The following is a 23,915-nucleotide window of genomic DNA, read 5'->3' on the forward strand; positions in this document are numbered from 1 at the left end:
CGCAGTATTGAATGCTTTCCATCTGCTCTTCCTGAAGTACGGGCTGCCTGGCTTCCTGCCAACATTCAGGACAAAGAACCAAGCAATTTCATTCGATTGTATAGCGATGGCACTGTTTGGCATACAGAGGCACTATTTGGCAGTGTGATGCAGTGCAATGCTTCGGAAATCAGGGGCTTACTTTGTATTGTGATTTTTATTAACGGATTTATGCAAAAGCCTTTTGACAAATCGAGGGTAACAGTAACGGCATCGAGCCGTTTTCCCTGTTACATTCAATCCGTCCCGCAGGGCGGATTTTTGTGTTCACCAGAACACGGCAAGTTGTGTTTTGAGGCACTCGAAACCGAGTTCGTGCCTCAAAACAACTTGCCCTTTGCAGGGGGCAGAAAACACCTTCCGAAGTCAGGGTTTTGTTTGAATTAAAAATGGATTAGTGATGAACGAGAACACCAACAAAAAACAGAATAAGGGCGGACGGACCCCAAAGACCGACCCCAGCGTCCACCGCCACGTTTTTCGTCTTACAGACGAAGAGAACGCCAAACTTTTGTCGCTTTTTGAAGCATCGGGGATGTCCAACAAAGCAAAGTTTATCATTTCACTGTTGTTCAGTAAGGAGATGAAGTCCGTCAAAATTGACAAAGGAACGGTTGATTTTTATATGCGGCTGACCTCATTTCATAGCCAGTTCCGTTCCGTTGGCGTGAATTATAACCAGATTGTTAAGCTCCTGTACAAACATTTTACCGAGAAAAAGGCGGCTGCATTCTTATACAAACTGGAAAAACAAACGGCTGAAATGGCGATGTTATGCCAAAAGATCATTCAAATATGCGAGGAATTTGATGCAAAATATCTAAAAAAATAGCCGCAGAAATGATAGCAAAAATTGGCAGAAGTGGAAATTTATACGGAGCATTGGCGTATAATCAGCTTAAAGTGGATAATGAAAACGGGCAGATTTTGCTCGCCAATAAGATAATTGAAACCACTAATGGGCATTATTCAGTGGCACAATTAGCCCAGTCGTTTGCTCCATACCTGATTGCTAACCGCAATACCGAGAAACACACGCTGCATATTTCACTTAATCCTGCCCCCAAAGACAAGATAAGTGATGACAAGTTCCGCGAAATGGCAGAGGAATATATGCGGGAAATGGGTTATGGTGAACAGCCGTTTGTAGTGTTTAAACATACGGATATTGACCGCAGCCATATCCATATTGTATCGGTTTGTGTTGGCGAGGAGGGCAAAAAGATTTCAGACAAGTTTGAAAAAATGCGGTCTATGAATGTATGCCGCGACCTGGAAAGGAAACACAACCTGATACCTGCAACGGATAAAGAGCGCAATCAGAACGATAAGATTTTTCGCCCTGTGGATTACCGGGCTGGCGACGTGAAAAGTCAGATCGCTTCAGTGATTCGGCATTTACCCAATTATTACCAATACCAGACCTTGGGCGAATACAACGCCTTGCTTTCCCTTTTTAACATCACTACGGAAAAGGTTGAGGGAGAATTACAGGGGACAATGCGGCAGGGATTGCTATATATTCCCTTAAATGAAAAAGGAGAAAGAGCCGGGCATCCATTCAAGGCTTCCTTGTTCGGGAAGAATGCGGGGCTTCCGGCTTTGGAATTGCATTTTGAAAAGTGCAAAACGGCTTTAAAAAACAACCCGGCTCAAAAGACCCTGCAATCAGCCGTTACCATTGCGCTGAGATCTACCAGGGATGAACTTAGTTTTAAAAAGCAATTGGCAGAACAAGGCATTAATGTAGTGGTGCGCAGAAATGATACTGGACGTATCTACGGGATAACCTTTATAGATCATAATTCCAAAGCTGTTTGGAACGGCTCACGTTTAGGAAAGGAACTTTCAGCCAATATCTTTAATGATTATTGGAACAATGATATCAAACCGGATTTTAAAGAGCCTGCCATATTGCAGCCAAAATCATCCCAAACAAGTGACAACGATCTTCCACAAGAGGAACCACACCATTTTTTCGACTTCATATCTACCAACAAGCACGAAGACGGTTTGATTGAAGCATTGGGAGGATTGTTGCCCGAAGCCCAGGGCGATGACTACCAGGAACAGGACTTTGCCAATAAGATGAAGAAAAAAAGGAAACGGAAGAGAGGGCAGCAATAACCTGATTAAAATACAATACCTTCTAATCAAAGCTTTCCTACTTAAAAAGAAATTATTATATTTGCCAAATAATGTCAAGACGAATTTATGTCAACAATTTTCGGCAATAGACTAAAAAAGCTTCGGGATGAAAAACAAATCACCCAAAGACAGTTAGCTTCCATTTTGGAAATTGACACTGCCACCTATTGTAAAATCGAAAAGGGAGATAGACGTGCTAAACGTGAACAGGTATTAGAACTTGCCAACACACTAAAAGCCGATATAAAAGAGCTTTTGAGATTATGGTCAGCAGATAAAGTTTATGATATTGTTGCTGAAGAAGATGAAGCAGCTCAAATTCTAAGTCTAGTTGCTGAAAATATTACAAATTATAAACGTCAAAAAGCGAAGTTATGAAACCATTACTTAAATATAGGGGCGGAAAGTCAAAAGAAATTCCTTACTTGGAAAAACACATCCCAAAGTTTTCTGGACGCTATATTGAACCGTTTTTTGGCGGCGGGGCTTTGTTCTTTTACCTAGAACCTAAACAAGCTATCATTAATGACATTAACTCAAAATTAATGTCGTTTTATAAGGGTGTTAAGCTGGACTTTAGTAGTCTGCAAAAAGAACTTTCTAAAATAGAGAAAACGTATCGAGTAAATCGAATTAAGTTTGAAGAACTAAAAGGCAAGACACCCAATTTACGTGTAGATGATAATAACGAAACTCTTTATTATCAAATTAGAGACATGTTTAATGATTTGGCAACTAAAAAATATTCGGATGCCTTGCTGTACTTTTTCATTAACAAAACGTCATATTCGGGAATGATACGTTATAATTCCAAAGGAGAATTTAATGTTCCCTATGGAAGATATGCGAACTTTAATACGTCGTTAGTAACGATAGCTCACAGTCAGCTACTTGCCAATACTGAAATATATAATCTTGATTACAAAGATATTTTTAAAATGGCGAAGGAAGACGATTTTATGTTTTTAGACCCTCCTTACGATTGCATTTTTTCCGACTATGGAAATGCAGAGTATAAAGACGGATTTAACGAAACAAATCATATCGCACTGGCAAAAGCTTACAAACAGCTAAAATGTAAAGCATTAATGGTAATTGGAAGAACACCGTTAACCGAACAATTATATGGAGATATGATTGTGGACGAATACGGAAAATCTTATGCTGTAAATATACGTAACAGATTTAAAGCTTCAGCTTCTCATATTTTAATATCTAACTATGGCAATGTAATTAATGAGCAAATTTCCGAATTGGAATTAGAACAAGCATTGTCACTATAAAACGTTATGGCAAGAATAGATAGCAAGGTGATTTTCGTTACAACATCGCCTCGAACACCGAGTAAAATGATACCCGAAATAGAGCTATTGAATACTCATTTTGCCGGGCAGAAATGGAATATAGAAACACAAAGAGCATTTATGGAATTGTTGAAAGAGGAAAACTTTTTCAATGGGGAGGGTGCAAATGACCCTGCATTTAGCGCAAGGGATCGAATTAACCGTGCGCCCAAAGCACTAGGTTTTGTTACTCTTTCACCCACAATCTCCCTAACACCGGCAGGTGTAGAATTAGTAAATTCTGCTCGCAAAGATGAAATCTTTTTACGACAACTACTAAAATTTCAGGTTCCTTCTCCATATCATAAACCTTCCGCCAATTCAGCAGATTTTTGGGTAAAACCATATCTTGAGCTTTTTCGACTAATTCGCCATTTTGGTTCTCTGAAATTTGATGAACTGATGATCTTTGGGTTACAGTTAGTTGACTATCGAGAGTTTGATACCATCGCTTCTACAATCAATGAATTTAGAGCAGCTAAAGCTCAAAACGAAGGTAATTACAAGAAGTTTCGTTTTGAATATTTGGACCAAGAGTTGAGAACGATTTATGCCGACGAAATCATTGCGGGAAATACAAGAACCAGAGAGACGAACGACGCTTCAGTTGCTAAATTTCTGAAAACAAAAGCAAGTAATATGCGAGACTATGCTGATGCATGTATCCGCTATTTACGAGCGACAGGTATCGTAAACATTTCACACCTCGGCAAAACAGTTTCAATTATTCCTGAAAAAGTTCAGGAAGTCGATTTTTTCTTGGCACACACAGATAGAGATCCGGTTTTTGTAGATAATGAAACACAATACGTCACTTATCTTGGAAATGCTGAAACCCCGACTCTATTAACTGATGACAGAGGATTACTTGAACAAAAAATCAGTTCCGAATTTCCGTATGCTACAATATCTGAAACAGCAACGCTGCAAGAACTTAAAGATATTTTCGCGGATGAACTATTACATCGAAAAGAGGAAATCCTTAATGAGCAGATAGCGGCAATAAAAGATTATCGTTTATTTGATGATATTAACTCAACATTTGAGCAAATACTCGACAATTCGTTATATGATGCTCCTCTGATGCTAGAATGGAATACTTGGCGGGCAATGACAATGTTGGATGGCGGAAACATCAGAGCAAATTTGAAATTTGACGACTTTGGAAATCCTATGTCTACAGCTCAAGGAAATATGGCTGACATCATTTGTGATTATGAAACTTTTGGATTAACCGTTGAGGTTACTATGCAAGGTGGGCAACGGCAATATGAAACCGAGGGCGAACCTGTTACCAGACATCTTGCAAAAGTGAAAAGGGAAACCGAAAAGCCAGCTTATTGTTTATTTATTGCTCCAAACATAAATGAAGCCTGTATTGCCCATTTTTATGCGTTGCACAAAATGAATATTAGTTATTATGGAGGGACTTCTACTATTGTACCTCTTCCTTTGAGTGTTTTCATAAAAATGGTAGAGGACTCTCATAAGGCAGCCTATATTCCTGAACCAAATCACGTTCAACGATTTTTTGAACGTTCAAATGAGTTAGCAAGTATAACAAACAATGAGCGGGATTGGTATGAAGGAATAACCGCAGAAGCATTGAATTGGTTAAATAAGTAATTTTTGTAAACTCAGAATACCAGGTGACTTTGCCCCGTCCCACGTTCGTCCCGCCAAACGCTGCCACTCAATGCCACTGACTGCCACATTACTATGACCACTCTTTAGAGCCGTTAAATTCACGCCCGAACATTAAATCTAAAGATAATGCAGGGAGAAGACGATTTAAGAGGACTTGCCAAGATAATGGCTTTTATGCGGGCAGTCAGTATTCTTTTGGTGCTGATGCATCTTTATTGGTTCTGCTATGGTTTCTTTTTAGGGCGTGGCTGGACGTTGGAAGTAATCAATAAAATTTTAGGCAATTTCGACAGAACGGCAGGGTTATTTTCACACACCTTATACACTAAAGCATTTGCGCTGGTTTTGTTGGCTTTGAGTTGCTTAGGTACGAAAGGCGTAAAGAACGAGAAAATAACCTGGTCTAAAATTTACGTGGCTCTGGGTGTTGGCTTTGTACTGTTCTTTCTGAATACCCCATTGTTAAAACTATCTCCTGCAATAGGTACATTCCTTTATATCCTTACAATCTCTTTAGGTTATATCGCTCTGCTGATGGCAGGTGTATGGATGAGCCGACTGCTTCGCACCAATCTTATGGACGATGTTTTCAATAACGAAAACGAGAGTTTCCAACAAGAAACAAAGTTGATGGAAAATGAATACTCCGTCAATCTGCCTACCAAATTCTATTACAAGGACAAATGGAATAATGGCTGGATAAATATTGTAAATCCATTTCGTGCATCAATCGTGTTGGGAACACCAGGTTCCGGTAAGTCCTATGCCATCGTGAACAACTACATCAAACAGCAGATTGAGAAGGGTTTCAGCATGTACATTTACGATTTCAAATTTGACGACCTTTCTACCATTGCCTACAATCACTTACTGAAGCATCGGGACAAATACAAAGTGCAGCCAAAATTCTATGTGATAAATTTTGACGATCCCCGCAAGAGCCACCGCTGTAACCCGCTTAATCCCGACTTTATGACGGACATTTCAGATGCCTATGAAGCGGCTTATACCATAATGCTGAACCTGAACCGAAGCTGGATACAGAAGCAAGGGGATTTTTTCGTGGAAAGCCCAATTATCTTATTGGCCGCCATTATCTGGTATCTGAAAATTTATAAAGATGGTAAATATTGCACTTTTCCGCACGCCATTGAATTGCTGAACAAAAAGTATTCGGATGTATTTACAATACTTACCTCATATCCTGATTTGGAAAACTATTTATCCCCCTTTATGGATGCATGGCAAGGTGGTGCGCAGGACCAGTTACAGGGCCAGATTGCATCTGCAAAAATTCCGCTGTCTAGAATGATAAGCCCACAACTTTACTGGGTAATGACCGGCGATGACTTTACCCTCGACATTAACAACCCGAAAGAACCTAAAATTTTATGTGTCGGAAATAACCCCGACCGTCAAAATATTTACTCTGCAGCACTGGGCTTATACAATTCGAGGATCGTAAAGTTGATAAACAAAAAAGGCCAGCTAAAGAGTTCTGTAATAATAGACGAGTTGCCTACAATTTATTTCAGGGGACTGGATAACCTGATCGCGACGGCCAGAAGTAATAAGGTGGCCGTTTGCCTGGGCTTCCAGGACTTTTCTCAATTAACCCGTGATTACGGCGACAAGGAGAGTAAGGTAATTCAAAATACAGTTGGTAATATATTTAGCGGTCAAGTTGTCGGCGAAACGGCAAAGAGCTTATCGGAGCGATTTGGTAAGGTATTGCAGAAACGCCAGAGTATGACTATTAACCGTAATGATAAATCAACTTCGATATCTACCCAGTTGGATAGTTTGATACCTGCCTCTAAAATTTCAACTTTGACACAAGGTATGTTTGTTGGTTCGGTATCTGATAACTTTGATGAACGAATAGAACAGAAAATATTTCACGCTGAAATTGTGGTGGATAATGAAAAGGTGGCTTCAGAAACCAAAGCCTATCAGAAGATACCGCAGATCCTCTCCTTTGTGGATGAGCAGGGCGAGGATAAAATGAAACAACAGATTGAAAGCAATTACCGACAGATTAAGTCGGACATTTTGAGCATTGTTGAGAACGAAATGGAGCGCATCAACAATGACCCAAACTTGCAGCATTTAGTACAGAAGGGGTAAGTGAAAGGGAGGTTTAAAAATGATCTCCTTTTTCCATATCTATTCAGTCAGGTTTACAGCACTCCACGGGGCATATGAATACCTTTTACCCGCACAATGCTTTCCGAAACCTGTGGAGCTTCTTTTTGTTTTTCGGTTTGTGCTTCTTTGGGGCTTTCCTTAGTTTCGGGCGTTATGGATAGCTGTATCTTTCGTTCCACCGCAGCCAGCTCCGTTTTAAGTTCGCTCAACCGGCCTTCTTTAGACCAGCTTCCGTTGATCATTTCCTGAAGAACAGGAAGGTCTTTTTTGAGTTCAGCGATTTTCTCCTGTTCCTGCTTCACATAGCCAGGCAGTTTTTCCAATGCGTTTAAGAAATTCATTGTGGCCAGCTTTTCATCTTTGGCGATGATGCCGTTATTATAGGTGTATTTGATATTGCCCTCACCCTGCACCAAAAAGCGGTTTACCCGAATATCTACTCCTTCTTTTTCTGATACTTCGGTTTTAACCAATAGCGAAAACCCATACAGGCTTCCTATTTCTTCATACTGTCCACCAGTGCGGGATTTGTCGGCAAGATGGTTGAGCTTCGCACCAATTTGTTTAACATCCGCATTGGGTTGTAAGCCGTCTAACTGAACAGGGTTCGCTATAGAGCCGTCTGAATGTCTTTGCATACGCTGTTGCAAATTTTCCCAATCGAGGCTCATTCGGTTCAACCGGCTTTGAGAGGCTTCCAAGAGTTCCGTAAAGTCCTGTAGTTTGTATTTGGCGCGGAATTTAGACCTGTTAAATGCCTGCTTTTCACTTTCCAGTCCGGCAATCTGTTTTTCCAATTTAGCTTTGTCCAGCAGGTCAGTATTTCCCGATAGTATTGCTACATATTCTGAGAAGTTCATTCCCGATTGTTCGTCCATACTGCCCTCATCAATGGTTCGTTTACCGAGATTATTGGTCTTTAGTTGGTCGATAAATAGCTGTTTATTGTACAGCAAGTTGAACTTGTAACTGTCCAATGATTTTTCTACAGCGTAAATAATCACATCTACTTTGTTGTCTGCAAAGAACTTGGCAATCTCATTGCCCTTACGTATGGCCCGGCCATCCCTTTGCGCAAGATCGCTTGGTCGCCAAGGTGTATCTAAATGATGAATAGCAACGGCTCTTTTCTGGGCATTCACACCTGTTCCAAGCATACTTGTAGATCCAAACAGCACGCGGATTTTACCCTCGTTCATTCCTTTGATAAGTTCCTTACGGTGCTTATCATTTTTGGCTTCCTGTATAAAACGGATTTCGTTTGTTGGTATGCCATGGTCTTCTACGAGCTTACGCTTGATTTCGGAGTACACGTTCCACTCGCCAGGTTTATAGGTTCCCAAATCGGAGAAAACGAATTGCGTTCCCTTCTGTGCATTATATTGGTTGTAATATTTGACAATGTTTGCCGCACAATGCGAAGCCTTGTTGTCGGGGTGGTCAGCATAAGCTCCACTTACCATGCGCATGTCCAAAGACATCTTGCGGGCATAATCCGTAGCAATCAGCATCTTTGCCTTTTCTTCACTATCACTTAACTTAGGTCTGCCCAATAGTTCTGCATTTCCTGTTTTGGCGAACTCCATAAGTTTTTGGATAAATACCGCCTGGTCAGGAGTAGGCGGTATGTTATAAAGCACCTCGTTCTTATTCGGACGATCAATGCCAATATCTTTCGCTGTTCGGTAGTCCGTAATTTCAGAATAGAATTGAGCAAGTTCCGGTACTTTAATAAAGTATCGGAAACGTTCTTTTGCTACGATATTGTTGGCAACTGAAAACTCATAGTCGGTAGTTTTTCTTGCATAGATTGCTGCCCATGCATCAAAAGAATGGATACCCTGTTTTTCCATTGCCCTTGGTCGCAGGTATTTAAACAACAGATACAACTCAGTTAAAGAGTTGCTGATGGTAGTACCAGAAAGAAAGGTTGCTCCCATGTCCGCATTGGTACGTTCCTGAATGGTACGGATGGCAAAAAGCAGGTTCATCGCCTTTTGGCTTCCATCCACATTTCCCAACCCGGCTACCCGTGTATGTCTGGTATTAAACATCAGGTTTTTGAATTGGTGACTTTCGTCCACAAACAAATGGTCAATGCCCATCATCTTGAAGTCCACCACATCATCTTTGCGGTGTTCGATATCGTGTTGCAGGGTCTTCAACTTTACTTCGAGGTTTTCTTTCCGCTTGATTACTCCGGCAAGCATTCCCCTGGTTACTTCCTTGCCTTGCGATTGCAGGGCATCAAGGTTGCGCTCCACGCTCTCCAGTTCTGTTTGGAGGATTTCCTTTTGTAATTCGGGAGATTGTGGTATCATTCCGAATTGGTCGTGCGTGAGGATCACACAATCCCAATCGTTGTTTTTAATATCGCCGAAAATGCGCAAACGTTTCTGAGGCGTAAAATCTTCCTTACCGGGAAACAAAATTTTAGCATGCGGATAAGCGGTACGGTAGGCTTCGGCAATTTCGTGCACATTGCTTTTAAGTCCAATAATCATTGGTTTATGGGCCAGTCCCAAACGCTTCATTTCATGTGCAGCGGTACACATAACTAATGTTTTTCCTGCACCTACCTCGTGGTCGCAGATAGCACCATTGTTCAGCTTTATCATCCAAACGGTGTCCTTTTGGCTGGAATACAGATCCTGGATGCCGAGCGCCTTGCGGTCTAATCCCGGAAAGTCCTGGTGCGTACCGTCATAGTTTGGCCGAACAAAGCAGTTGAACGTGTCGTTGTATTGGTCGGTAAGCCTGTTTTTGAACTCATCGTTTTGGGCGTGAAGCCAGTTAGTGAAGGCGGTACGGATTTCGTCAATCTTGGTATTGGCCATTTGTATGGCCTCCATATCCCGTACCTTCACTTCCTGATCACCCATCATCACTTTTTTGGTAATATCTGGCGTGGTATTCACCAAAGCATGTTTGAGCAAGGCAACCCCGTCAAATGTCCGGCTTTCAGCTTTGACGGCATATTTTTCCCATATATTCATATTGCCCTGATTACACTTTACGGAAAAGTCATCGGAGCTTTCAGAATAGTGGATATTCACATCCGCATCGAATAAATGCGAAGCAAATCGGGCATAAATACCTGTAGGTATCCAACGTTCGCCGAGGTTAAAGTCCAATTCTTCAAATTCAATACGTCTTGGCCGGGCTTCCTCCAATACAGTAAGGCTCGCTTTGGCCTCGGTATCGTCGGGATTATTTTCAATGTAGGTTCTTACATTGTGGCCTTTCTCCACCACGTTTCCGGCAATCCATCGTTCGGATATTTCATATTCCTTTTGTAAGGGGTTATAGTAAATACGTCCGTGTAAAGCATCTTTCAAAGCATCATCAGGCATACCGCTTATTTCGGACATATAGCCCAAATGCACGCTTCCGTACTTGTTCAACGATGCTGCCAACGCTTCTTCAGGATTGTCCGCTGCTATGTTTAAGGTCGAGAAACTAACCGGATGGTTGAAGATATCGGCTTTATGCACTACACTGCCCACCATACGCTCCAAGTAAGGGATTTCCTTGCCGGAGCTATCGGTTTTAATGAGTTTGATATTATCGGCGTTGTTAAGGTTACCGTATCTTTTTACAAAAGCATCGTAAAGGCGGTTAAGCGTTTCCCTTTCTTGCTTGTGTTCTGTCTGCAGCTCTGCCTCTTTCGCGTAAAGCTGTTGGTAAATATCCCGCACTTCGATGTACGCTTCTGCTCTTGCTTTTTGTATTGCAGGTAACTGCAAAGGGTGAAAAACAGCCGTACCGTCTGCCGTGTCTACATTTTGCAAATGACCAATCCAACCCTTATCCATTACAAGGCAATCGTTGCGGTGGAACGGTTGCAGTTTACCGCTGTAGGAAGCAGGTTTGGGGATGGTAGTGCTCATGAAATTATTTGATTGAGCGATCTGGTCATTCCCATTAATGTTTGAAAAAAGGTCGCCAATGTGCTCTTGTTTCTTGTCGTTCGATGGTATGTTTCCATTGACCTCCCTATTGGTAACCGGTGCCGTAAAAGGCTGTGGCATTCCGCTACTGAACAGGTCGGTTTGGCGACCAATTGTACCTCGTTTTTTATTACTGCTTTGTTTTTTCGCCTGCACCACTCTTTGCGTTGGGGCAATAACGGCTACCGTGTCCTCAGCATTTTCAAACAGGTCAAAAATGCTCAACTGCTTTAATTCCTGTGCACTATCCCCACTATTTATCGCAACTGATAGCGGCCTTATTTCCTGTTGAATGCTTACGGGTTCGATGATGGTAGGTGGAATCTTTGGTTCCACCGGAATTTGTATCACAGGCACATCATTCCGTTCACCTTTATACAGTCTCAAACTCAGGTGGATTCCAAAATCTTCGGAAAGCATTTGCCGGAGGTCTTTGGCGATTCCGACAGCCCCGTCTTTATGTGTATAGATGAGTGCAGCCTGTCCGTAAGGATCAGTGTCTAATTTGCTTTCGGTATGTACAATCCTTTTACTCTCCTGAATTAAGGCATTACCGGGCGTATTGTAGGCTGTTTGACCGCTTTGGCAAAATAGTTCTTCCCTTTCGGTCAGACCTTGTTTTGCTGTATTCTTTTGCAGGATAATCAAATCACTGCCTACTTCTGTACCTGCATAATCGGTAAACAAATTATTCGGGAGGCGAATGGCTGATACCAGGTTGTTTTCCTGCATCAATGCCCTACGTATCGGTTCGTTTTTCGGACTATTGAGAATGCCCTGAGAAGTGATATATGCCAAAATGCCGCCATCACGAAGGGTATCAGCACCTTTTAAAAAGAAATAATTATGTATGCTCCGGGCGGCTTGTATTTTTGCTGCATCCTTACTTCTGGAATAAGAAAGGTCAAATACAGAAGTGTCACCGAATGGGATATTGCTTGCAATTACGTCAAAACTGTTTTGTTCTTTTTCGGGTATTTCCTCAAAGCCACTAACACGGATATTGCTTTGGGGATAAAGTTGCTTTAAAATTTTGCCTGTCAGCAGATCCTTTTCATATGCGGTAACGCTGGTTCGTGGTTCTTCAGAAAAGGATTGTATGAATGAGCCGATACCTGCGGAGGGTTCGAGGAATTTTTCAATATTCAGGCCACTTTCACGTAAGGTTTCGGAAATCGCATTTATGACCTGTGGAGGTGTATAAAAAGCCGTTAGCACAGAGCTTTTCATACTATCCACATACCTGCGGTATTGTTTATCGTCTCCAGAATTTTCTTTGAGTAGCCGGTGGAGTTCCTGAGTGAGCGGAAACAGATCGTGTTCTGTTTTTCTCCAGTGATTGATGTCTATTTCGCTCTCTATAGGGTTCAAAACGAATTTAAGACCGCCAAATCCGCTGTATTGCATCATTAGCAGTCTTTCACCTACGGTGGCTTGTCGGTTCTCCTTTTCCAGTTTAAAAGCAATTCGCAGGGCATCAATGTTTAGTTGGAGATGTTGGCGTTTACTGAAGCCCATTTTCCTCTATCCATATTGCGATGGTGCCCGTTATTTCGGTATAGAGTAAATCATACTCTGCGCTGCCAGCGAAATCATCGGTTAGTTCATATCTTGTAAACACAGGTTCACAGACAGGGAACATTTTCAGGGCGAATGGTCGGAGTTCCTCGTCTGCCATCAGGGTATCAAATTCATTGCATACCACTTTAAAAACCGTGTCGAACCGGGAGAAGTGCAGGTTTTCAAACAGAATATAATTGGCATAATGGTCACACTGTTCAATGGAGTTCCCGGCGCTAAAAGCCCCCTGATAAGCATTGGCAGCCCAGGATGAGCGCTGGTCAATAAATTTTTGGTCGTGGATCTTTTCAGGGAAGCTGCTGTTTAATAATTCTTGCAGTCGCAATCTGAAATACGATAGGTCTTTTTGCTGTGTATCCATACTAATTTTGTTTAGATTTTTTTTCTTGAAGCCTAAAATTAAAACGGTATGCAGAAGCTTGCCTAAGTCTGGCAGGGTTTGGCTCTGAGAGGTAGGATTTGGCGTAGGATATTAGTAGAGAGGGGATTTAATTTGTATTTTTATAGTTTGAATAAAAGCGGAGTTATAAACTATACCAACAATGGAGGAACAAACCAAAAACCTTGAAATGACACTATCTTATGAGGATCTGTCGGAGTTAAACGATATGAAGCAACATGCAGATAAGATTATTCAAGGAATAAAAAAATTAGAAGAAAATGATGCCAATAGAGCGATTTGGGAGCTTTTTCAAAATGCGATAGATTTAAGTGATAATTGCGAGATTACAATTACCCAAACAGAAGATCGTTTGGTATTTAAACACAATGGGGAGCCGTTTACACCCATGACTCTTGATTGTCTTTTCAAACAAGTTAGTTCTAAAACTCTTGAAGAAAGGAAAATTACATTTGAAGACAATGAACCTGTTGGTCAATATGGCACAGGATTCATCACATCTCATACATTTGGAAAGAGAATCGAGATAAACGGAGCTTTAGTAAAGGATGAGGGGTATGTACCTTTAAATAATTTTATCATTGATAGGAATACAGACAATTGGAAAGAACTTGGACAAAGAATAAGACTCTTAAAAAAAGAAGTAAGCAAATTACTTAAAGAAGAAGGAACCATACAGCCTCCATATCCTGATACGGAATTTTCATTTTACACCATTTCAAAAAATAATAAAGATTGTGCAATAAAGGCAGTCAACTCTTTACGTACGATTTTGCCTTATGTAATAACTTTAAATCCACGACTGAAGAAAGTCACAGTAAAAGAACTATCGGGTAAGATAACAGTTTATCAACGGAATGGGACTTCTTTAGAAGGAAAACTTCATAGTACATCTATTCTAATTAATCAGGATAGCGCCGAAGTTTTCTATCTAAAATCTGATGATAATAAAATCACGGTAATCTTACCATTTTCGTCAAGTCTTACTGCAACGGACTTAAGCGATGAATTACCGAAACTTTTTTTATACTATCCATTAGTAGGATCGCAAAATTTTGGAATTAATTACCTATTACATTCAAGACATTTCCTGCCAAATGAACCACGTAATGGCTTGTATTTAAAATCAAATAATGAGGATAATCAAAATGAAGAAGAAGCCAATCGGAATCTAATAGATATTGCTTCAAGGCTAATTTTTGAATATGTCGAATCAGACGCAAAAGAAATAAGCAATCCTATTAAGTTAGCTCGTATCAATTTTAAAATAGACAGCGATAAACCGCTATTAAATGGATACTTTAAGGACTTAAAATATTCTTGGATAGGTCAGTTTAAATCATTTCCATTGGTTGAGTCCAAAACGGGAAATATCCTTGTTTCAAAGTCAGTTTTTATTGACCCTGTTTTACTCCACGATGATTGCATTTTTGAGTCAATTTTTACTTTGGTAGATTTTTTCTGGGATAACACACCACTAAAGCATTTAACAAAAGAATGGTCATCAATTATTCAAGAATGGAATCTTGATGAGATTATATACATTGGCTATAAGGACCTTGCTGTCAAAATAAAAGAGGTCGGCAATCTCAATGGAATCCCATACATACAGGATTTAAAAAACTTATATCAACATTTGATTAAAGAAGGTCATGGGGATTTGTTCAACTCATTTGAACTTCTTCCCAATATTAAAGGAGAGTTTCGACTTTTATCGGCTTTGAACAAGAATATCAGTTTGCCAAAAGAACTGATTGAAATTGCTGATATTATTATGCCTGATATTCCAAAGAGACATATTGATCCTGAATTTAAATTCGAACTGGAATTAAACCCTTACGCGAGAAAAAATTATACAACCGATATTAATGCTGCAATAGCTGAAAAAGTTAAGGACAAAACAATTACATCGGAAATTCCCTCTGATTTTTTAGGAGCCATAATTCGCTACTCAAAAATAGCCTCATCAATTGACTCCATTAGCGTGCCTATAAAATTAATAAAGCTGATTTGTGACTATTATAGTTTTGATAGCACCACTATCGAAGTTCCGGCTATAAAAGATGACGAGTTAGATACTAGAGTATCACAACGTCGGTTGATTCGTTTGTTTTTAAATGATATAAGCAAAGAAAGTTCTGAATGGGTCATTGAAAACCTACAGTTTTTAAAAGACATCTTGGAAATAGGATCTTCATATCATGATTATGAAGAAATTTTTAGCCCTTTGGCGGTATTCCCGAATCAATTAAATGAACTATCTACGCAGAACTTTCTAAAAGTTGATGACAATATACCTGAAGAAATTAAAAATATTTATGATGAAATAATAAAACCGAATTTTCCAATTAGAGCAAATCTCATCCATAACGAATTTGCTAAATACTTAAAAGGGCAGGACAAGAGAACTGTTAGAAATCTCACAGAGAAAATCGAAACAGCTTTTTTTGAAACTTCCCAATTTACAAACATAGAGAATCATCCACTAAAAGAATATATCATAGATATAATACAAAAGTTCAAAACTACGGATGAATACGAAAAGTATTTTCCGGTTGTTTTTAGTAAACGATCTTCTATTCTTGTTGAACTGGCGGACGGCGAAGACTCATTCTCAATATTAAGTCTTGATTCATCAAAGATTAAAAAACTTGCTGAGCTTGGTAAAAACCCCAATATTGATGAAATTATCAAATTGGGAAATGAAGCATTAGTACAGAAACAGCAAGAGAATGCTAACTTTCAGCACAAATATACCATAGGAACACATATTGAAAGTGTGTTAAGAGAAGCGATAACAAGCATAATACCTGCTACTATTAAAGCTGATATTAAAAATGTTCAGGATGGACAGGATATTGTTATTCTTCTGAATGCAGTTCCTGTGTATTTTATTGAAGTAAAGTCAAGGTGGGATGCGAATAACTCTGTGAGAATGTCTAAAAACCAAACACTTAAATCATTTGAGCAAAAAGAAAATTATTCATTATGTACTGTTGATATGACCAATTACAATGGTGAGAATAAATATCATGTAGAAAATATTGATGAAATAAAGGATTTTATAAAATTCAATAATGACATTGGTAGTAATGTGGTTCATTTAATAGATGTTTTGAATAAATCAAGTGAACCAGAAACAATACATCTTGATGGTGATTTTAGAACCCTAATTCCCCAAACTTATATTGGCAAGGGAATGGATTTGACCGAATTTGAAGCTTTTATCGTAAGGTATTTAAAAACTAAATTATAGTACGTAAGTTGAGCACTCCGCCCCTCTATAGAAAAGCAAAGCTTTCCTATAGTTTTTAATTAGCTAAAGAGCATATAATTAGGTGTTTATAAGTAAGTTCTTCAGCTACTTGTTAAATTTGCTCCAAATTCGATAAGACATTGTTTAGACACCAAGGTAAAATCAGGACATTAAGCCATAACCTAAAAATAGCATCCTTGCTATCTTTTGTCGCTGGTATCGTCAACGTTGGTGGCTTCCTGGCAGTGCAACGCTTAACAACAAATGTGACCGGGCATTTTGCGTTTTTTGTAGATGAAGTATTCAAGCTGGATTTGTGGCGGGGCTTTGTTTACTTCCTGTATATCTTCTTTTTCTTTTTAGGATCTTTTGTGTCTGGGATGCTCACAGAGCATGTTGTCAGAAAAAACGAAAAGCTCATTTATGTGCTACCTGTGATAATAGAATGTACTATTCTATTATTCGTTGGACTATTTTACCCATATTTCATAAGAAGCAACCCTGATTCAATAGCATTTAGCCTACTCTTTGCAATGGGCTTGCAAAATTCTTTGGTGACAACTATATCCAATTCGGCTGTAAGGACTACTCATCTTACTGGTTTGTTTACCGATTTAGGTATTGAGTTTTCGCAACTGTTCTTTTATAGATCACCCGAACATAAAGAGAAACTACTTTCATCGATCAAACTACGCTTTACTATTATCATCTTTTTCTTTTTAGGTGGCATATCCGGCGGCTTTCTTTATTCGATAATGAATCTGCACATATTGGTTATCACGAGCATGCTGTTACTCGCTGGTTTAGTGTACGACAATATCAAGTTCAGGATAATACTTATGAGACGCAAACTAAGAATTTAGAGCAAAGTTGTATTGAGAAAACATCACATACTAACGAATGCTCTCTGAAGAAAAAGTAAATTTGTAACGTTCAAATACAATTTTGAAGAGGCAATAAAATGATATACAGTTTACTGAATAGCATACAAAATGTAATTTCGTTAACCGCGACTGAGAAAGATATTATAGCGTCTTTGTGGAAAGGGAAAACGTATAAAAAAGGTGACCTATTTTTAGCGGAAGGGCAAGTTTGCAGGCAAGTAGGGTTTATTACAAAAGGGCTCATACGTTATTACATCAATCATAATGGCGAAGATAAAACGTATGCCTTTGCAAAAGAAGGTGATTTTATTTGTAACTACGAAAGCTTTATTCCGCAAACGCCTTCTCAAAAAAACATTCAGGCATTAGAGGACTGTGAAATTTTGCAAATCTCTCATGACGACCTGCAGCAGTTCTACAAATCCATCGGGCAAGCAGAACGTTTTGGCAGACTTGTTATTGAACAGGTTTTTATACAGACTTTGCATGACCTTAGCTCATTTTATACCGACAGTCCTGAAGATCGGTACGAGAGGTTCCTAACCGAACACCCTGACTTGCAACAAAGGATCTCTCAATACCATATTGCATCCTATGTTGGTGTAAAACCACAGTCACTTAGCCGTATTCGCAAAAGAATTTTTAGTCAAAAATGATTTCTTAACCCAGGTGCATCAATTTAGCTTTTGGGTTTTGAAATTTTGTGTCATCAATTAAATATATGATTATGACACAAAGAATTGTTATTGCTATCGCGTTTCTAACAGGGTTAGGAATGATTTTCCTGGGTGCAAGATTTCTGTTAGCACCAGAAATGGGCGAAGCCGGTTATGGGATACACTTTAACGAACAAGGCGACCATTCCTTTCATTACATCAAAGGGATTCGGGATATATTTTCCGGTTTAGTTATTTGTCTGCTTGTATTGACCAAGCAAACAAAAGCATTGGGAATAGTACTAATGGTGGGGACGATTATCCCGATTGCAGATATGCTCATTGTTTTAAGCAAACAATACAACAGCGTGGCACAAGCCGTGCCTCACATTTCTGCAATAATTATTTGCGCTGTAACCGGGATAATTTTATTAACGCATAGGACCTCAAATAAAGGAATATGAATACAAGAGGATATGTCAAACTGATTAGTTCAGCAGATACAAATAAAGAAAGTGTTTTAGAAATGAATATCCTTCCGCGCGAAAAAACACCCTGGCATTACCACACGCTGTTTTCAGAGGCATTTGAAGTGCTGAAAGGGACACTGGAAGTTGGGTTAAATAATGAAACTCTTCAATTGAAAAAGGGCGACAATGTAATAATTAAGCCAAATGCGAGGCACTATTTTCACAACATTTCAAGTGATGAATGTTTAATAAGAGTGACAATAAGCCCAGGCAATAACAATTTTGAAAAAGCTCTTCTGATTTACAAAGGACTTGCAACTGAAGGTTTGGCAAGTGCAGCGGGAACACCAAAGAAATTATCTGACCTTGCGCTATTCGTTTATCTAAACAACTCAAAAATGGTTGGGCTACAGAAAATCGCGGAACCATTATTTACTTACATAGCCCAAAGAGCCATTAGAAAAGGACGTTTGAAAGAATTGGAACTGAAATATTGCTTACGAACAGGGCTTTGAATTTTCACAATATCTTGTTCCCGCCCGTTTTATGAGATATTTAAAATTTGAAGCATTCTGCCCACTTCAATATCCATTCTTGAAAAGGCAAACCATTTTTTGCCGAGGTCTTTAAGCGATGCTCCAATATGATAAAGTATTGCGTTGTCAATTATCAAGAAACGGTCGTGGGCATCAGTGAACACCTCAATCCCAATCGAAGGATATTGGCTGTTATAACGTTGGAGATCCAGCCGCAATTGATTGCTGATACTTTTGGTGTAGATTGTTGCAGTTACATTGTCCTTACGCTTTCCCAATAATGTTAGCACCGTATCGTCCACGTAATTGTCAAGCAGGATAATAGAGCTTTCGGCACTTCTGATAATATCGGAAACAAAAGTATAGGCATCAAAAATCTGCCCATCGTAGAAAACACCTTTTTCGCTGTAGATCTTGTCACTCTCCAGGGCCTTGAAAATTTCTTCAAATTTCTGGTCGGCTTCCAGTTGCTTTAATTCGATGTTGTCTAACCGATGAAACAGGGAAGCATTGCTGATGAGCATACGTCGCATTTCTACAAATGCTTCCATTATTTCAACGCTCATTTTAACGGCTATATCAGAACGGAGTATGGCAGAAGCCATTGCAACTCCTTGTTCTGTAAAAACGTATGGTAAATAACGTCTTCCGCCGTAGTTTAAACTTGAGGTTCCAAATTGGAACCTCAAGTTTTCAATTTCCCCTTCGGTCAGTTGAAAGCAAAATGAAGCAGGAAAACGCTCGATATTTCGTTTTACGGCTTTGTTCAGGTTCTTGGTTTCTACCTGATATAAGGTAGCGAGGTCGCTGTCCAACATTACTTGTTTGCCCCGGATGGTATATATCAGGTTCCTGATTTCTTTAGGTATGATTGACGGTTTATTTTCCATTTCGTTTATTGCTTTTATTTTTCTCAAACTCAAATGAGCTTTCGGCGTTTTCCTTCAGTACGATGTAGGCATCGAATTTCTTTCCGGCTTTGCTTGTCATTCCTTTGATTAAACCGGTTTTACCCTTGTTTATAAGGTTTGTTACATTTTCGATACTGATTTGTACACCGCAAACGGTACGGAACTGAACCCAATTACAAGCCTCATCAGGGCATTTCACAATCTTATCACGAATAATAAGTGGCTGACTTTTGCATTTCGGACAGGTTAATTTCGGCTGATTAGTGTTTGCAATGGAAGTTTGCAGCAGTTCATCGGTAATGGATTTCGCGTAGGTTTCCATTTCAGTTTGGAATGTTCCGGCATCCGCTTCATTATTTTCAATTTTCTGCAATGCCAATTCCCATTCGGCGGTCATTGCAACATCTGCAATTTTGCGTTCTTTGACCAACTCGTACACCTGTAATCCCTTTTCCGTAGGTATTAAAGAACGCTTATCCCTTTGGATGTAATTACGGGTAAAGAGCGTTTCAATTATCGCGGCTCTTGTAGCCGGAGTGCCAATACCAATATTTTTCAGGGCCTTACGTTCTTCCTCGTTTTCTATTTCTTTTCCGGCAGTTTCCATAGCTGATAAAAGCCCGGCTTCTGTATAAAGAACTGGTGGTTTTGTTTGCTTTTCCAAAACGGTAGCTTCCTTTATTTTGAGTTCATCACCTTTGTTCAGTTCAGGCAGCTCCTGCACCGGCTCTTCGCCGTCATCAGTAAAACTTCCTTTGATGGCACGCCAGCCCGCTTCCTGAATTTTACAGCCTTTGGTCGTAAAATCGTAATGCAAAGCCTGTAAACTGACATCGGTTATTTCTTTGACACAGGCTTGTGAAATGGCTTCGAGCAGCCGGAACGCAATCATATTATAGATCTTGTTTTCATCAGCGTTGAGTACTGACGGCACTTTATCAGTGATCAGCAAGCCATGATGGTCGGTAACACGGAGGTCATTCACGATACGCTTATTGAAGCGTCCCCATTTGATTTGGGTAAGTGCCTGTTTGCAATCTTCACGGTTCTGCAATGCCCTTACAAGGTTGGGTATTTCTGCCCACATATCTTCTGGTATGTATTTGCTTCCGGTACGTGGATAAGTTATAAACTTCTTTTCGTACAGGCTCTGCGCAATATTAAGCGTTGCTTCAGCAGACAATTTCAGCCTTTTGTTGGCTTCCTTTTGCAAGCCAGTCAGGTCAAAAAGCAAAGGCGGCTGTTCTGTAATGCTTTTGGTTTCTACGAATGTAACCGTTGCGCTTCCGCCTCGCTGAATAACTTTCAATGTATCATCGGCAAGTTGCTTTTCGTCCCACTTTATTGCGGAAATACTTTTGAAATCAACCTGTGCCTTGTTATGCGCCAATTGTATCTGCCAGTATTTTTTTACCGTGAAATTCCTGTTATCAATATAGCGTTTGCATATCAAAGCAAGTGTAGGTGTTTGTACTCTCCCGAGCGAATAGATGCCGTGGCCTGCGGCGATGCTCAATGCCTGTGTAGCATTAATGCCCACAAGCCAATCAGCACGGCTTCTGCCTTGTGCCGCCTGGTACAGGCCGTCAAATTCTTTTCCGTTTTTCAGATTATCAAATCCCTGTTTAATGGCTTTTTCGGTTAGTGAACTAATCCAAAGACGCTCAAATGGCTTGTTGCATTTCAGGTATTCATAAATGTATCTGAAAATGAGCTCACCTTCTCTTCCTGCATCGGTTGCAACGATAATGCTATCACTTTTATTGAATAGCTCTTTGATGATTTTCAGTTGCTTCGATGCACCTGCATCAGGTGTATATCCCTTGTCTTTTTTCACCTTGCGAACGGTCAACAAAAACGGGTTAGGCAATATTGGTAAAGCGGCTTTATCAAATGCCGACATCCCGTAATCTTCCGGCATTCCCAGTCCTATTAAATGACCGAACGCCCATGTAACAAAATAGCCGTTACCTGTCAGGTAGCCGTCCTTCTTTTCGGATGCTCCCAACAAGCCGGCTATCTCTCTTGCTACGCTTGGTTTTTCTGCAATTATTGTTTTCATACCATATTACATTTTTCTGCCTTTGGATTTTCCGGGAGTTTCTGGTTTTTCCTGTTGATCCTGCTGTTGCTTGTTTTTGGGGGTTTGTTGTCCCGACTTCAGAGGCTCCTGGATGTTTTTGGTTGCTTCGTTGGTTTTACCCTCCGAATTGACGGCTGTTTGTGTTTTATGGGCTTCGGTAGGTTGTACCCTTTCCTTATATTGGGTAGGAAATTCAAAATTGGTTTTTCCGGTTTCTTTATCGAAAGTGATATACCCCTTGTAAGGCTGGTCTTTTTTGTCCTTTAGCTCAACATATATGGTTTGACCGGCTTTGAACTTGTTGTATTGCTCATCATCCAGTTCTTTGCCCCTGAAAGTTCTTGGAGCTTCCTGTGATTGGCTTTGCTGGGTGCCCTGCTTCTGTTGGTTGTTTTGTTGGTTTGATTGCGCCTGCTGATTGTTATTACTTCTGTCAAACAGGAACTCAACAAATCGTTTGTCAGCGTTAAACTGAACATTGGCGCTAAAGGGTTCACCTTTTTTAGATATCATGCCCTCCAGATAAAGCGGCTTGCCGTCCATTAAGGTTTGCTTTTGTTCATTATTCAGTTTTACACCCTTTATTTCATCAGGTATTTTTACAAACTCTGTTCGCAGTGCGATTACATCATTGGTAAGCCTGTCAATGCTGATAATAGACGGCATCAGATCGCCCGTTTTACTGTTTATTAGATTTACCACCCGACCCATATTCCCTGTTTCGAGCAAATTCTTTTTGTCTTCATCGGTAAACTTGTGTCCGAAAAACTCAAAATGCAGGTTGGGCTCTTTTTTGATACCATGAATTGCCACTATAACGTTGCCGTCTTCGGCTTGCTGCAAAGAAAGCCGGGCATCTGTTCGGAGAATTGAACCTCCCAGGTTTACACCAATAGGTAAAAGTTCATTGGTTTTGTAGCCTCTCAATAAAGGGTCGAGAAGATTTCTTTTTTCGAGATACTCTTTACTTAATCCAAGATTTTTCATCGTATCCCAATCAATCTGTTCCGGTTTGTAGCGGTATTCGCTTGTTTCCGGAGTTGTTTGTGTTGTTGCCATATTATTTTGATTTTCTTGTTTTTTATCCTTTTGTGGTTCCGGTTTCACTTCATGCTCTTTCATTATTTTTTCGCCCTCGGGAGTGGGCTTATCTACGTGCTTTTGAAGTTCTTGCGCTTTTTCAGCAGCAAGTGGGGCAGGGACTTTAAAAAATGAAAAATTAGTAGGATTCTTCAATTGACTGAAAAAATTGGAAAAGAAGTTGGAGAAGAAATCGCCGCTTTTATCTACACGCATAAACTGGTTTTCATTTTTCTTTGTAGGCGCTACCGTTTCCATTTTACCGTTTTCGTCGATGCTCTTTACAGCCTGGATTTTCATTTTCTCTTTATCCAGCACCAGCAATATGTCCGAAAGCTGTTCGGGCATTTCATGTTTATTTGTTGTTTCTTCGCTCATGATGTGAAATTTTTAAAAAGTTCGCTGTCTAATGTACAGGATGCTGCCACCGTACTGCCTTATGTGGCAGTCAAAGGCAGTGTTTGTCACTTATTGGCATTCAGCTTAGGCAAGGGAGGGTTAAAACTCTCCCGGATAAACTGATGTACATCGGACAGTTTGTAATACAGCTTTCCGCTAATGGTATAGTAAGGAAGCTTTCCGATGGAACGGTACCTTTGCAGGGAACGGTTACTGATTTTTAGCATTTGTAGCAGATCCTGATTGTCCAATAATTCTTCGCCGTCTATGCTGTTACGTTTCTTTTGTAAGTCGTCTATGTGGTTGCCGAGAATGTCAAGCCTGTCCATTATGCGCTCCATCCACGCCACAAATTCCATTTTGTCGATATTCATACCCTTACGC

The 23,915-nt window shown here is 40.0% G+C and carries 17 protein-coding genes; 11 read left to right on the forward strand and 6 right to left on the reverse strand.

Annotated features, from left to right (window positions below):
• The first annotated feature begins 439 nt into the window (after positions 1-439).
• From mobA to mobC, 6 genes are all read left to right on the forward strand, one after another.
• Positions 440-871 (forward strand): conjugal transfer protein MobA, encoded by a 432-nt coding sequence (mobA, locus tag J2Y60_RS07615; RefSeq protein WP_309915684.1) that lies wholly within the window; start codon positions 440-442, stop codon positions 869-871.
• 8 nt (positions 872-879) lie between these two features.
• The gene (gene mobB, locus J2Y60_RS07620) at positions 880-2,166 is read left to right on the forward strand and encodes a conjugal transfer protein MobB (RefSeq protein WP_309915687.1); all 1,287 of its coding nucleotides are present in this window, start codon (positions 880-882) and stop codon (positions 2,164-2,166) included.
• A gap of 87 nt (positions 2,167-2,253) precedes the next feature.
• Positions 2,254-2,565 carry a helix-turn-helix transcriptional regulator gene (locus J2Y60_RS07625; RefSeq protein ID WP_309915691.1) on the forward strand — a complete coding sequence of 104 codons (312 nt, stop codon included), beginning with the start codon at positions 2,254-2,256 and terminating at the stop codon, positions 2,563-2,565.
• Entirely contained in the window at positions 2,562-3,470 is a 909-nt protein-coding gene (locus J2Y60_RS07630; RefSeq protein ID WP_309915694.1) for a Dam family site-specific DNA-(adenine-N6)-methyltransferase, read from the forward strand. Before J2Y60_RS07625 ends, J2Y60_RS07630 begins: the two co-directional genes overlap by 4 nt.
• A 6-nt stretch (positions 3,471-3,476) precedes the next feature.
• On the forward strand, positions 3,477-5,156 hold the full coding sequence (locus J2Y60_RS07635) for an AlwI family type II restriction endonuclease (RefSeq protein WP_309915697.1): 1,680 nt from the start codon (positions 3,477-3,479) through the stop codon (positions 5,154-5,156).
• Positions 5,157-5,300: 144 nt separating this feature from the next.
• Positions 5,301-7,304, forward strand: a complete 2,004-nt coding sequence (gene mobC / locus J2Y60_RS07640; RefSeq protein ID WP_309915951.1) for a conjugal transfer protein MobC — start codon at positions 5,301-5,303, stop codon at positions 7,302-7,304.
• Positions 7,305-7,357: 53 nt separating this feature from the next.
• On the opposite strand, the gene J2Y60_RS07645 is transcribed toward mobC, so the two are convergent.
• The gene (locus tag J2Y60_RS07645; RefSeq protein ID WP_309915700.1) at positions 7,358-12,793 is read right to left on the reverse strand and encodes an N-6 DNA methylase; all 5,436 of its coding nucleotides are present in this window, start codon (positions 12,791-12,793) and stop codon (positions 7,358-7,360) included.
• Positions 12,780-13,217, reverse strand: coding sequence for a DUF1896 domain-containing protein (locus J2Y60_RS07650; RefSeq protein ID WP_309915703.1), 438 nt, complete (start codon positions 13,215-13,217; stop codon positions 12,780-12,782). The genes J2Y60_RS07645 and J2Y60_RS07650 overlap by 14 nt, the downstream gene beginning before the upstream one ends.
• A 181-nt stretch (positions 13,218-13,398) precedes the next feature.
• Here J2Y60_RS07650 and J2Y60_RS07655 point away from each other — a divergent pair, with 181 nt between their 5' ends.
• The 5 genes from J2Y60_RS07655 to J2Y60_RS07675 all read left to right on the forward strand — a co-directional run bounded on the left by J2Y60_RS07655 (position 13,399) and on the right by J2Y60_RS07675 (position 19,037).
• The gene (locus J2Y60_RS07655; RefSeq protein WP_309915705.1) at positions 13,399-16,512 is read left to right on the forward strand and encodes a protein NO VEIN domain-containing protein; all 3,114 of its coding nucleotides are present in this window, start codon (positions 13,399-13,401) and stop codon (positions 16,510-16,512) included.
• A gap of 140 nt (positions 16,513-16,652) precedes the next feature.
• Positions 16,653-17,375 carry a YoaK family protein gene (locus J2Y60_RS07660; RefSeq protein ID WP_309915707.1) on the forward strand — a complete coding sequence of 241 codons (723 nt, stop codon included), beginning with the start codon at positions 16,653-16,655 and terminating at the stop codon, positions 17,373-17,375.
• 98 nt (positions 17,376-17,473) lie between these two features.
• Positions 17,474-18,052, forward strand: a complete 579-nt coding sequence (locus J2Y60_RS07665) for a Crp/Fnr family transcriptional regulator (RefSeq protein WP_309915710.1) — start codon at positions 17,474-17,476, stop codon at positions 18,050-18,052.
• 71 nt (positions 18,053-18,123) lie between these two features.
• Positions 18,124-18,516 carry a DUF4267 domain-containing protein gene (locus J2Y60_RS07670; RefSeq protein ID WP_309915712.1) on the forward strand — a complete coding sequence of 131 codons (393 nt, stop codon included), beginning with the start codon at positions 18,124-18,126 and terminating at the stop codon, positions 18,514-18,516.
• Positions 18,513-19,037: a cupin domain-containing protein gene (locus J2Y60_RS07675; protein WP_309915716.1), complete on the forward strand. Its 525-nt coding sequence runs from the start codon at positions 18,513-18,515 to the stop codon at positions 19,035-19,037. The genes J2Y60_RS07670 and J2Y60_RS07675 overlap by 4 nt, the downstream gene beginning before the upstream one ends.
• A 29-nt stretch (positions 19,038-19,066) precedes the next feature.
• Here J2Y60_RS07675 and J2Y60_RS07680 read toward each other — a convergent pair whose 3' ends face one another.
• From J2Y60_RS07680 to J2Y60_RS07695, 4 genes are all read right to left on the reverse strand, one after another.
• The gene (locus J2Y60_RS07680) at positions 19,067-19,948 is read right to left on the reverse strand and encodes an ORF6N domain-containing protein (protein WP_309915718.1); all 882 of its coding nucleotides are present in this window, start codon (positions 19,946-19,948) and stop codon (positions 19,067-19,069) included.
• On the reverse strand, positions 19,938-22,031 hold the full coding sequence (locus J2Y60_RS07685; RefSeq protein ID WP_309915721.1) for a DNA topoisomerase 3: 2,094 nt from the start codon (positions 22,029-22,031) through the stop codon (positions 19,938-19,940). The genes J2Y60_RS07680 and J2Y60_RS07685 overlap by 11 nt, the downstream gene beginning before the upstream one ends.
• A gap of 6 nt (positions 22,032-22,037) precedes the next feature.
• Entirely contained in the window at positions 22,038-23,510 is a 1,473-nt protein-coding gene (locus J2Y60_RS07690) for a DUF3945 domain-containing protein (protein ID WP_309915723.1), read from the reverse strand.
• Between the two features lie 86 nt (positions 23,511-23,596).
• The gene (locus J2Y60_RS07695; RefSeq protein ID WP_120182552.1) at positions 23,597-23,905 is read right to left on the reverse strand and encodes a helix-turn-helix domain-containing protein; all 309 of its coding nucleotides are present in this window, start codon (positions 23,903-23,905) and stop codon (positions 23,597-23,599) included.
• Positions 23,906-23,915 lie beyond the last annotated feature (10 nt).

The organism is Arcicella sp. BE140, from assembly GCF_031456255.1.
GTDB lineage: Bacteria > Bacteroidota > Bacteroidia > Cytophagales > Spirosomataceae > Arcicella > Arcicella aquatica.